Annotated in this window: 8 protein-coding genes and 2 tRNA genes; 2 read left to right on the top strand and 8 right to left on the bottom strand. The window is 40.5% G+C overall.

Annotated elements, in window-relative coordinates; all coding sequences use genetic code 11:
- Window positions 1-52 precede the first annotated feature (52 nt).
- The 5 genes from H6759_05235 to H6759_05215 all read right to left on the bottom strand — a co-directional run bounded on the left by H6759_05235 (window position 53) and on the right by H6759_05215 (window position 6,840).
- On the bottom strand, window positions 53-3,298 hold the full coding sequence (locus H6759_05235; protein ID USN52385.1) for a hypothetical protein: 3,246 nt from the start codon (window positions 3,296-3,298) through the stop codon (window positions 53-55).
- 54 nt (window positions 3,299-3,352) lie between these two features.
- A complete protein-coding gene (locus H6759_05230) occupies window positions 3,353-4,258 on the bottom strand; it encodes a hypothetical protein (protein USN52384.1) in 906 nt (301 codons plus the stop codon).
- 1 nt (window position 4,259) lies between these two features.
- Complete coding sequence (locus H6759_05225) at window positions 4,260-5,141, bottom strand: hypothetical protein (protein ID USN52383.1); 882 nt, start codon at window positions 5,139-5,141, stop codon at window positions 4,260-4,262.
- A gap of 1,127 nt (window positions 5,142-6,268) precedes the next feature.
- A complete protein-coding gene (locus H6759_05220; GenBank protein ID USN52382.1) occupies window positions 6,269-6,595 on the bottom strand; it encodes a hypothetical protein in 327 nt (108 codons plus the stop codon).
- Window positions 6,596-6,765: 170 nt separating this feature from the next.
- Window positions 6,766-6,840: transfer RNA gene (locus H6759_05215), tRNA-Arg, on the bottom strand.
- Window positions 6,841-7,112: 272 nt separating this feature from the next.
- Here H6759_05215 and H6759_05210 point away from each other — a divergent pair.
- Entirely contained in the window at window positions 7,113-7,370 is a 258-nt protein-coding gene (locus H6759_05210; protein USN52381.1) for a 30S ribosomal protein S20, read from the top strand.
- 39 nt (window positions 7,371-7,409) lie between these two features.
- Here H6759_05210 and H6759_05205 read toward each other — a convergent pair whose 3' ends face one another.
- Window positions 7,410-8,240, bottom strand: a complete 831-nt coding sequence (locus H6759_05205) for a hypothetical protein (protein ID USN52380.1) — start codon at window positions 8,238-8,240, stop codon at window positions 7,410-7,412.
- 1 nt (window position 8,241) lies between these two features.
- Window positions 8,242-10,923 carry a DNA polymerase I gene (polA, locus tag H6759_05200; protein ID USN52379.1) on the bottom strand — a complete coding sequence of 894 codons (2,682 nt, stop codon included), beginning with the start codon at window positions 10,921-10,923 and terminating at the stop codon, window positions 8,242-8,244.
- A 277-nt stretch (window positions 10,924-11,200) separates the two neighbouring features.
- Here polA and H6759_05195 point away from each other — a divergent pair.
- Window positions 11,201-11,275, top strand: a tRNA-Cys gene (locus H6759_05195).
- A gap of 45 nt (window positions 11,276-11,320) precedes the next feature.
- Here the strand turns inward: H6759_05195 and H6759_05190 are convergent.
- Window positions 11,321-11,956: a 3D domain-containing protein gene (locus H6759_05190; GenBank protein ID USN52378.1), complete on the bottom strand. Its 636-nt coding sequence runs from the start codon at window positions 11,954-11,956 to the stop codon at window positions 11,321-11,323.
- Between the last annotated feature and the right edge of the window lie 82 nt (window positions 11,957-12,038).

Below are 12,038 nucleotides of genomic sequence, written 5' to 3'. Positions count from 1 at the left end.
TGTGGATATTCTGTGATGTCGAGTGGAAAACTTTTTGTTCACTCCTTTGTTATTACTGTTGGATATTTTTCTTTTTTAGCTTAACAGGTTTCTCTACAGCAAGCTCTTTTGCTTTTGTAAGATCGATATCATCAGAAGTAAAGCGATCATAGCCAGGCTTATCAGCCGTTATAAAGTAGGTATTCTTCGTAGCTAAGAATCCATAACGCCCACGGCCATCTGTAACCTGTGTTTCTAATAACTTATTGTATTTTTTGTCATAGATACGCATCACTACACGCTCTAATGGATGCTTATTATCAACATCAGAGACAATACCCCAATTTTTTGGCTTACGACTTGCAATAAGCTTTTTAAACAAGAGATACGTTGCGAGCTGGAACAAAAATAACCCTAACAATATCCAACCAGGCTCAAGGATGAGGGCTATACCGGTAATAATCAGTGATAAGGCACCGACAAATCCTTGCATCTTACGCAAGAAACTCTTAAAGAGAACTTTGGCCGGTGTTTCCTCTTTATTGTTTGGATCCATTGGGATATTCATCGTGAGGTCTGCTTCTGCTTCAACAGCAACCTCTTCGGAATGATAAACATCAAGATACTCATCGTCTTCTTTAACATCTTTAACTATGACACTCGGAAATACGTACCCCGCCTTTACCGCAACAACCTTATATTGACCAGGTTTTACATGAAAAAAGTATCTTCCTTTTTCATCCGTTACTCTCGTTTGTAAGGTTAGACCTGTTTTTGCATGCACAAGTCGAACGGCAACCAAATCAATACCTTGTTTCGTAATAGAATTATAGACGACACCCCACTTTTTTCGCTTACGTGCACCGAAAATGAGAAATGGCTGCGTTAAGAGATACCAAAGATAGTTTAAAAGACTTGCTACTGTCGCGATATTTGCTATCGCAACAGCTGTAGTAATGATTCCGATAATATTCACATCTACCGGTAATGGTTTGTTTATCTCTACCTGATAACCAAGCAGGTTATTGGTAACGGTAACGATCTTCTCCTCAGTATCATATCCTTCTTTTTCAAAAAGAACGCGATACTCTCCATTTTGTACAACAAAACCCCAAAGACCATCAGCTTTTGTCTTGAATGGATGTTCTTGTCCTGTAATAGCACCCGACCATTGCATCCACTCACCATCTACTTTTTGATAAACGGTTATACGAACACCTTCGACCATGCGCGCAGGCCCGATAAATGGGATATCACGCTCAATAACTTGCCCAGGCACGCCAGTAATGATCGTTGTGGTTGCTTGAGCGATAGAACCATCATCATAACCAAACGTAATTTGCGCAGGCATTTGACCCGAACGATCAGGAACAAAGCTCGCCGTCCAATCACCGTTTGGTAGCTTTGTTAATAGATATCGATCATTACCCACGAGAATCGTTGCTGTCTCCGGATTACCTGGCACCTCTTCTGATCGAACAACTACCGTAATCGCAGGACCAGGCACTGTATTGATCTCGTTCTTGGTATTTGGCACCAAAACAACTGAGCCATTACCAAGAGTATATACTGGCGTAATAACAATATCGCGTACTGGTGGCTGAATCGGTGGTTGTACTGGAGGCTCAGTTATTTCTGGCTTTTCTGGATCTGTAATATCCGTTCCTGGTTCGGTGGTAGTAACGGTAGGTACTTCTGGCGTTGATGTTACGGCGCCTGTTGTAGGATTCTCACCTCCAGGACTAGTACCTGGATCAGTGACTGGAGGATTTGTTGGTAAAGGCGGCGTACTGGTTGGCGTTTCAGTTAAACCAAACGGTGTCGCTTGAGCTAAAGCGCCTGACGAACGATTACCACTCAAATCATAGGCAAAGTTCGCATAGTAATAGACTTGCCCTGCAACCAAACCATTATGAATCGCATTTTGATTATTACCTTGATAGACTAAAACGCCATCATTTGGATTATTCGGATATCTATCTGTTCTCGCAAGAATTCTTACATGAGAAAAATCGCCTACATTAGGATTAACCCATTGAAGGGTATTTTGGAGAAAATCTCCTACAGCAACAAAATTTTGTGGGTTCGCTGGTGGGTTTGTATCGGCAAGTGTTTGAAAAATAAAATCTCCCGTTACAGCGTTAGATAACCCCGTCTCTGATGTGACTCGAAAATGATAGGTCGTATTAGGAGTGAGACCACTCAAATCCAATTGATGAACGGTATCAAGTGTCCCGCGTACAACCACAAAACCGTAGGCATCAGAAATTCCATAATCTACTTTACTATCTGCAGCGATATTTGTATTCCACGTAATAGCAGCCGTGCTATCCGTAATAAGAATTGAGCGTACATTACTTATAATAAGCGCTTCTACAGGTGTATCTAGCGCAAGCGTTGTAAAAGTATTATCTAAGGTTACTGAAGTATTACCTAGCCCATCCGTACCATTAATACGAAAATGATAAAGCGTTTCAGGCGTAAGATTTGTTAACGAAACACTATGCGATGTTACTAGCGTACCATCACCAATAAATCCTCCCGTATAACCTGTGGTTAATCCATAATAAAACGCTGTCGTTGCTGGCTCGTCTGTATCCCACAATACCATTGCTGTTGACGACGTAATATTTACAACGCGAATATTCGAAATAATCGGCCCTTGAGTATCACCGCAGGCAATACCAACACACCCTCCACCGCCGCCTCCACCGCCGCCAATAACAGCACCAACGGTTGCTGTTATAGCGATCGCATCATTATTTGTAGGTTGAGCAAATGGGATTTCAATAATTCCTGTATCGCCAAATGTTCCGGCAATCCACATGGTTCTTGGAGCACCACCCGCTCCTGGGCCAGGGTTGATGATCTGATTTGCACCACCAGCATTGTTTCCGATTCGAATCGTTACGATATGAGTTGCGGTAATTTCTCCAATTGCTGCATTTGTTGGCGCCGTAAGAGTAATGGTTTGACCACTAACGCCAGCACCCCAAACACCAGCAGCCGCGGCAGCAGCAATCGTTTCGGATATTTCAAGGCCGGTAATAGGACCATGAAGTAGGTCTATGTCCGCCGCGGTAATACCCGTGAGATCAAAGTCACTTGCGAATTGCAAAGTGATCGTATCCGTTGGGGCATCAACACCCGTAGGCGTGATAAAACGAATCTCATGATCTGAGCCAATCGCAGGCGCTTGGCGCGTCATTACATCACTACGTCCTGTGAGTTGCGCAGCAAAAACAGGAGTCGCATTGCCAATAGACAATACAAGTAACAATAAAGAGCTCAGTAATGAGCGAAAAAAAGTATGTTTCATATCGGGTAACCATCCATCAAGACTTGAGACAACTCTTTATGGATTGATACCTGATCAAACAGTACGTCTCACGTATTTTGCCCAGGTAATAACAACCAATAACAATAGAAGGATACCGGTAAAAATACTTATGAGCGCTGTTGGCAAAACAATAAATGACGTTTCAAGAACCTCAGGATAGCCGTCTAATTGCATTTTAGCGGTATAGGGACCAATAGCAAAATGCGTCCACTCTTGCTTTATACGCTCGACAAACGTTTTAGGTGCACGAGTATCACCAAAACCAACGACATACGACCGTTTACTACCTGGCAATACGCGAACCTGCTGAGGATTAAGTGAAATTTTTTTTGAAGTGCCAAAGAGCGAAGCAATCTCAATAGTCCCCGAAGGTACACCGTAGGTATTACCCTTATTTTCTAATCCCACACGAAAAGTATTTCCAAAGCTAACAACCTGAGAAAATACTTGCTGAAACTCTGGCTCACTCCAAACAACATTCGTATCACCTTGTACCATTAGAAAAAATAAGACACCGATTCTCTGTAGATTTGTTACTCCAGACTCGGTAGAACCACGCTCTGTTATAAAAACAACAACTTGATAACTCCCAGGCGTGACATCTTGAGGAACACGTAGAGAGATGGGTACTTTTCTATTTTCACCTGGCTGCAAGGTTACCGATGCATCCATAATAAACCAGTTGGCAGCGCCAGTCTTTCCTAAAAAACGTGATTGACCCTTATCACCATCAGCTTCAAATGTTTCCGTAGAAAAATCAAATGTTTTGTAAATTGCGTCATTATTACCCACAACGATATTGGTAGTAGTTACCATCCCTGCATCAAGCGAAATATCTGTAATCGCAGGGCCCACGGTAAGCGCATGAGACTTTGTAGGCATGACCAATAAAAAGCTAAACGATACAATCAATGCAAATAATGAACGCGTGTGAAACATACTAGTAATTTGCTACCAAGGTATAGTACGTATCTTGAGTATAACTACCGTTTACCGTACCTGGTGCAACGGTAAGCTTATACGAGAAACCAAGTTTATCACCCTCACCACCTGTAGCGACGGCATTTGTTTGCACTAAACGTAATGTTGTTGTGACTCCAAGATCGGTACCCGCATTTATTGCCCCTGGACCCGTTACACTAGCGCCAAATTCTTCGGAACCTACGGTGACTGACCCATCCAATACTTCGTCGATTGTTTCAGCACCACTTTGCATTAAATGATTACCGTGTACATAAAGCGAATAACCCGTAGGAACACTTGAAATCACATTCGTACCAACTACACCAACCGCGGCTGTAGAATCCGTTACCGAACCCAAGGCGAGAGATGCTGCAGATAAACGATAAACTCTATCATCTCCACCAGCTGAAACTACTGAGATAATACCTGAATCACCGTCAAATCGATCAACTGTTATTAAAGTGCCTGCGATATTTGAGATTCTACCGATAGCAACAAGTTGTGATAGCCCGATATCTTCTATTACCGCAATAAGATCCCCTATCGAAAAACCAGCAGCTGAAGCAACTGTCACCTGATCAACTCCATTAAACGAAGACCACGACGTCGAAGGACTTGCGGATCGTGCTTTTACCTCATAACCCAAGATATTTGTTGTTTCTGGTATACGATATCCGGCTGATAATCGATAATTCACACTAGAACCAGCGCCTGCAGCAACATCACCAAGAGTATCATGCACAAGATAATTGGCACTGGATCCAAAATCTGCGCCTCCCGCAGCCATATCATCCCAATTGATTTGATAGTTCGTACTCGTCATCGCCATGACTGGCGAGACGGTAAGGAGTACGCTCACAAGAGCACTCAGAGAATAATGCAAAAAACGCATAGTTAAAGATATATCTATTATATAGTATTTTTAACCATTCATAAAAATTTCGCTCTATTTAGCACAGTTTACTAGCGTCGTACAATATTATATGCAAAGACACACTGTATATTTGTTGACAATTATTCTCCTTGTTATACACTTCTAGAACTCACAGCCGCACCTCCACTCACGGAACGTGCTCAGCGCAATTGAGGCATCGGTTCTACCAACGCTTCATGATCACCTCACGGCCAGACTCAACACTCGAGTCTGGTCGTTCTATTTTTTTTTGATATCCAGCAACTTAAACGAATATTCAAACAAACAAAGATTGGGAATACAAACACATATATCCATAAGATTGATTACAACCCAGTATTTCGGTTGATAAAGAAAACAAGACCCGCTTGTAGATGTGATATGAAAACCAACCCAGCTCTGAATACGTGAAGTTTGTATATAAACTTTTGTTTCATATGAAACATTATCCACAGCTTAAATTTGTACACATGCTTATCAACAGTTGGTAGTGATGAAAATTGTTTCATATGAAACATTATCCACATGTTTATACACTTTTTCTGTACTTACCAACATCTGAATACCTCTTTCATTGTAAATCTTGATCAAAATATACTAGATATCAACATGTGTATATCGTAATCATATGAATATCCACAGATAGCATGGTACTTAAGACTGTATTTAGCTCGGTATACACAGCTTATACCTGCAAAGAATTTGTTTCTTGTGAAACACAAAAATACCTGTGGATAGTTTCATGTAAAACAAAAAAACAACCGGACAAGCATGTCGGTTGTTTTTTTATCTACCACTAGAATCGCTTAGCGAATACCTTACCTTTAAAATTTCTTACCTTATAAAAGGTATGGTTTGGACCTTTTCCGATACCCTCACCCACCATTGTTAACTTACGTGGGTCAAAATCACTTTCTGTATCAGGCCTTAGATGGATCTCCGTGATGTTTATGATAATCCTCAATAGCCTTATCTGCGGGCACAGTTGTACCTGCTATGTTTTTAGCTGGCTGCAAGTGAAGTGATTCTGCGCCATGAAATGATCCTTGTGGCATAACTTTTTGTATTTAGTATTAGTTTAACTGTCTTGGTTTTTGAGGCTTGTCGAGATGGCTTCTGTACGGAGTTATTTTTATTTCTTTCATAACCCCTTTGTTGTCACGAATATATTTCGCGCGGGTTCTCTCTTCTTTTGGGGTTTTAGCAGGCTTCAAAAGCCTTTCTTCACCATATTTAGCATCTGTAAGATCATCGAATTCATCATATGGTGTACCTATCTTCATATCAGGATACTTTGGTCCATCGAGAGCCATTATTTTTTCTCGATGATCACCTGTAGAAGAACCTGACTTATGTTGAGACATGTCTCTCATCACCGGTCGTTGAGCATATGTTTCCATACCCATACTTTATATTTGTTTTTTGCTATTTAGTATTTAGCAATAATTTAAATATAGCATATTTTAAGAGAAAAATCAAGTAGCTGCTGCTAGATGCTTAAAAAGCGAGCAACAGGCCACGCCACGTGAACCGTACGAAAAAACCGCAGGTTTTAGCTACGGTTTTTACGTGGTGTTTCTGCGTGGAGTCGAACCACGATCTAGGGCTTAGGAGTCCCTTGTTCTATCCATTGAACTACAGAAACATTTATATACGAACAATGAGTCTTGTTTTATGTGTCGTAAAACACTTGTACAAATAATCTATTAGTTACCAGAAGCCACTAACTAATCTTAAACACCAACCCAGAATCAAAAAATGATAAATTAAACAGGATGTTAACTACCTTTAAAAGTCTTAGAGACGATTTAAACACGTTATAGGTAAAAAAGAGTGTACGTTTAGCGAAAAATACCGTCAACAAATTGATGCATCCTTGACATCATCCCACATTTAACTTATCTTTGCGCTAACATTATGCCACAAAAGCATGCAGCCATTAAGGATCTTCGTAAAAACGCTCGTCGCGCAGTGCGCAACGCCCGCATGAAGACCCATGTAAAAAGCCTTACTAAACAGCTTAAAGAAGCTGTTAAGAAAGGTGAACCACAAACAAAAGAACTTGTGGTCAAACTTCAAAGCGCTAGCGCAAAAGCTAGCAAGAACTTTGTTATCCATAAGAACAAAGCACGTCGCTTAGTAAGCGCTGCAATGAAATCCGTTGCAACAAAGTAAATAAAAAAAACCTCCGATAAACGGAGGTTTTTTTATTTCTCAAAACATCGTATTTACTTCGGTGTCAGTCGCATGACCTGATCTTACCAAGGCATGAGATTCTATCGCTGATATCAAAGCAAGAGCAGAGGAGTCACCGATAGTTTTTAACTTACTTGCAACAAACGGATGAATACCCGTGCTGTCATTATTTTTTATTCGTTCTGCTTGAGAGGCTTGTTGGAGTATAAGCGCCAGTGTCGCGCTATCAAATTGCTTATAGGCATCGTATTGATACCGTTGTTTTTGGTTTCTTAAGACAGCGTCAACATATTGATAGGTTGAGTCTGCTTCTTGTGTGATCTCATCAAGAGGATACCCACATGAAGCCTGGATGAGAGCGTTGATTGCGCCCCATGAGTCACCATCATACATTCGTGAAATCTTTTTTATTAGCTCCTTATCATCTACGTTAATGGTTGATGCATATTCTGTAAGCCACTTTGCAAAAACCGCACCTTTGGTTTCTGGAAAGTCATACCGGACAATACCTGCAGCTTCTGTAAAACCATCAACGTCAGACATTTTTAATGAACCTTCTTCAAGATCAACAATAATCGTCATCTCATCTGGATGATCTAATAGTTTTTTAAGAATTTTCTTTTCTGATGCTTTTACTTTTAATAACCCAGAAACTCTTAAGAACGATCTTTTTGCAAACAATGACCCCACTCCTAAGCGTTCTTGCAAAAACTGGACAGGGGATTGACCCGGCTCACAGCGCTCAATTGAAAGTCCGCTTGGATCATGTTTTGTTTTATAGGCATGCTCTAATTCAATAGCCTTTTGTAAAGCCTTATAACTATCAGCTCCTGAGCAAATAATAAGCATATTATAGCTTTATCATCTCTTCCCAGTTCTTGCCATACTTTGACTCAACAAGAAGTGGGACACCAACATCTGCAACATGCTCCATAATATCAACAACAAAGGTTGCTACCTGCTCGCGTTCGTTTTTAGGCACTTCAAATACTAATTCATCGTGCACCTGTAAAAGCATACGTGCTTTTGGTGATACCGTTGGTAATTTTTTATCTACTTCTAACATCGCTAACTTAATAATATCTGCAGCTGTACCTTGTACAGGCATATTAATTGCCATTCGTTCGCCGGACGCACGCAACATCGCCATATCTGATTCTAGCTCAGGTAGGGGACGACGACGTCCATAAATTGTTTCAATATAACCCTGCTTCTTTGCTAACACCTTTGTTTCATCCAAGTATTTTTTAATACCTGGATATGCTTCAAAATAATTTGCAATAAACTGTTTAGCTTCTGCAAACGTGATTCCTGCTGTTTGCGATAAACCTACTGGGCCTTGACCATAGATAATTCCAAAGTTAATAGCCTTTGCAGAGCGCCTTTGCTCTTTTGTAACCTCATCAAGTGGGATATTCCATATTCTCGAAGCGGTAGCCGTGTGAATATCTAACCCTTTTTTAAAGGCTTCAATCATTTGTTTATCTTGTGCGAGAGAAGCAATTAAACGTAATTCGATTTGCGAATAATCACATGCAATAAGCTCAAAACCTTCTTTTGCTTTAAATGCTGTACGTACCTTTCGACCAAGTTCGGTACGAATTGGAATGTTTTGAACATTAGGGTCTGCAGAAGATAAACGCCCCGTTGCAGCAACAGCCTGTTGAAAGGTTGTGTGTAAACGATGATGCTTATCAACAAGCGTAGGGATAACTTCGACGTAAGTTGAAAGCAGTTTTGATACCTCGCGATAGTTTTCTATGTATTCAATAATTTCGTGTGACCCTCGAAGCTTTTCTAATTCACTTGCAGCTGTAGAAAATCCTGTCTTTCCTTTTTTAATACCCTTTGTTGGTAATGCTAGTAATTCAAACAATACATGTGATAGTTGCGCAGGTGATGCTGGGTTTAAGTCTGTACCTGCAATACTTTGCATCAACTTAAGGAGTTTTTCTTGCTCCGTACGTAATTCTTTTGCCAACGTATGTAGATAGACCGTATCTATCTCAATACCTTCAGCCTCCATCTTACAAAGCACAGGCGCCAAAGGTAGCTCAAAACGTTCAAAAACCTCCGTTAATTTCTCATTTTTTAACGCTTTTTTTAGAGGCTCAGTGCAATGCCAGGCGGCTAATACTTGTTCTGCAATTGTAGGTTCGGTTGCTAAAGTAATATCCGCATAAGCCAACGCAACGGTTCTTAAATCATGAGAGCGTTCACCAGCATTCAGCACATAAGCTGCTAGCATTGTATCAAAATCCCATTGAGGATTTTGTACACCAAGCATGCGTAGTCCATGCATCACGGCTTTTGTATCATGAGCAATAACCTTTTTATCCAAAGCAGAAAAAAACGCTGGGTCTTGTTTTAATTCATTCGCTTGTAGTAAAAAGGTAGATTCACCATCCGTACAAAACAATGCCATCGCTTTTGCTTTTACCGCTGGGATAGATGCATCTTCCCACACAATACCAAGGGCAATATGTTTTGCTTTTTGTAAACGACTCTTTATTTCATTCATCGATAAACCACCTTTTGTCTCTGCTTTAAAAGATTTTTCTTCGTTAGAAGATTCATTCATCGCATCATATGCTAAAACAGATTTAGATGGTTTTTTCTTTTTTTCTGAATCAGCTTTAATAGACGAAGTACCTTTACCTTCTAAATCATCAAGGCGTTTTAACAAAGAAACAAATCCCATTGATAGCAAAAAAGTTCTTGCTTCTGCATTTTTGCTTAGCAATAGATGTTTATCAATATCCCATTTATAAGGAACATCGAGACGAATTCTCACAAGGTCCAAAATAGCTGGGATCTCTTTCTCGGCGCTTAGTATCGCTTCTCTATTTTTAGCGCGCATCTCTGATATTGGATCATGGGCTGCCTTAATGATTCCATCCATAGAACCAAAATGTTTCAAAAGAGATTTTGCACCAACTTCACCAATACCACGTATTCCTGGGATATTATCTGATGCATCACCTTGAATCGCTTTAAAATCTATAAATTGCTCTGGTGTAAATCCATATTCTTCTAACAGAACCTTTTCATTAACAATCTTCACTTCGGTAACACCTTTTACAAATAACATCACTTCGAGGTGTGGTCTTACTAATTGAAGCGCATCACGATCACCAGTAATAATCGTAACATCAAAACCTTCTTTGACCGCACGTGCACCAATCGTACCGAGCAAATCATCGGCTTCATATCCATCAAGAAAAAGCGAGGGGATTCCTAATGCATCAAAACCTTCTTTGACCCAAGGGATTTGATCGTAAAGATCTTGTTCTTTTTCTTTACGATGTCCTTTGTATTCTTTATAAGCTTCGTGTCGAAATGTAGGTGCTTCTGTATCCCAACAAGCAGCGAATGCATCCGGCTTATAGCGTTCAATAAGCTTCATCACGCTCATCGTCATACCGTAAACACAGTTCACTGTGCGTCCATCCGGACTCGTGAGTGGGCGTATTGCATGCCACGATCGATGCAAAAGCGCATTTGCATCAAGTAAAAATAACTTTGGTCTCATAAAGGTAGTGTGCCGTTTGCGGAGAAAAAAAGAAACGTTTCTCTAACGAAAAATAATATAAAACCTACTATAATAAGTTATCCACATTCCATCCCCGAAAACTTGCGTGCTTTTACAAGATTTTGATATACTTACTTCGCTTGTGGAATCGAGCCTTAAACGGTGCACCTGGGATTAAACCCTGATGCGCCGTTTTTGTATCTTGCGAGTCTTTTAAAAAACAGCTATAAAGCACGGGATCGGGGCACCGCCCCGTGACAGCGTAGCTGTTTTACGGGGCGTGGTAGCCAAGTGGTAAGGCAGAGGTCTGCAAAACCTTTATTCGCGAGTTCGATTCTCGCCCACGCCTCCAACAAAAAATCCTCCGAAAGGAGGATTTTTTGATTTGGTAGATGGCTTATAACCAAATACCTTCTTCTTCTGGTTTAGGACCGTATTTACCAACACGGTTTAACTCAGCGGTTTTGTTTTTCCATTGATCCCAGTTTTTCTTACCATCACCCATTTCGATAACTTCGATTTCGACTTTACGCTTTACACCAAAGGTAAAAGCTTCTTTTTTTGTTGTCATCCATACATCAACGCGATAGTAATAACGTTGATTCATACGATCATGAACGGTAAAGATCTTATCACCGAAAAGGGATGGAATACGAACTTTCGTTCCAAATGGTAAGGCGTTTGTTGCAACAATACCGTCACGAACAACTGAACCATCAGCGGTAATAAACGGAGAACCGTCTGTTTCATTAGGTGCAGAAGTATAAGCTGTCATATCCATATACATGGTTTTAACAGGAGTTACTTCTTCTTTTTCTGCTTCACCATGGATATTAGTCGCATAGTAAAGGGAGGCTTCTTCAACGTTGTCATTAATAGCCGTATCAATCGTTGAAACTTGAGTGTTAGGAAGAGAAGATGCTGCCTCAGCAACCGGAACGCGGACTTCGGTAGCAGAAAGCGCGACAAGAACAGCAATTACAAGCGCTTTTTTCACTGGAGTTTGGTACACTTGGTTTGTAGGCTTAATCATAGATTTCCCAATTTGGGACAATCATTATACTATTTTTGACAAGAAAAGTCAAGGTTAAACCTCTGTTTTTTCGCTAACGTTA

The sequence above is a fragment of the Candidatus Nomurabacteria bacterium genome, from assembly GCA_023898425.1.
In the GTDB taxonomy this organism is placed as follows: domain Bacteria; phylum Patescibacteriota; class Patescibacteriia; order 2-12-FULL-60-25; family 2-12-FULL-60-25; genus HK-STAS-PATE-2.
Note: the sequence above shows the minus strand (reverse complement) of the source record. Positions and strands in the feature narration are given on the sequence as shown.

What these genes read in the sequence shown, in the direction of transcription:
- H6759_05190 (USN52378.1), bottom strand. Translation starts at nt 11,956, where the DNA reads ATGATTAAGCCTACAAACCAAGTGTACCAAACTCCAGTGAAAAAAGCG.
- polA (USN52379.1), bottom strand. Translation starts at nt 10,923, where the DNA reads ATGAGACCAAAGTTATTTTTACTTGATGCAAATGCGCTTTTGCATCGA.
- H6759_05235 (USN52385.1), bottom strand. Translation starts at nt 3,298, where the DNA reads ATGAAACATACTTTTTTTCGCTCATTACTGAGCTCTTTATTGTTACTT.
- H6759_05210 (USN52381.1), top strand. Translation starts at nt 7,113, where the DNA reads ATGCCACAAAAGCATGCAGCCATTAAGGATCTTCGTAAAAACGCTCGT.
- H6759_05230 (USN52384.1), bottom strand. Translation starts at nt 4,258, where the DNA reads ATGTTTCACACGCGTTCATTATTTGCATTGATTGTATCGTTTAGCTTT.
- H6759_05205 (USN52380.1), bottom strand. Translation starts at nt 8,240, where the DNA reads ATGCTTATTATTTGCTCAGGAGCTGATAGTTATAAGGCTTTACAAAAG.
- H6759_05220 (USN52382.1), bottom strand. Translation starts at nt 6,595, where the DNA reads ATGGAAACATATGCTCAACGACCGGTGATGAGAGACATGTCTCAACAT.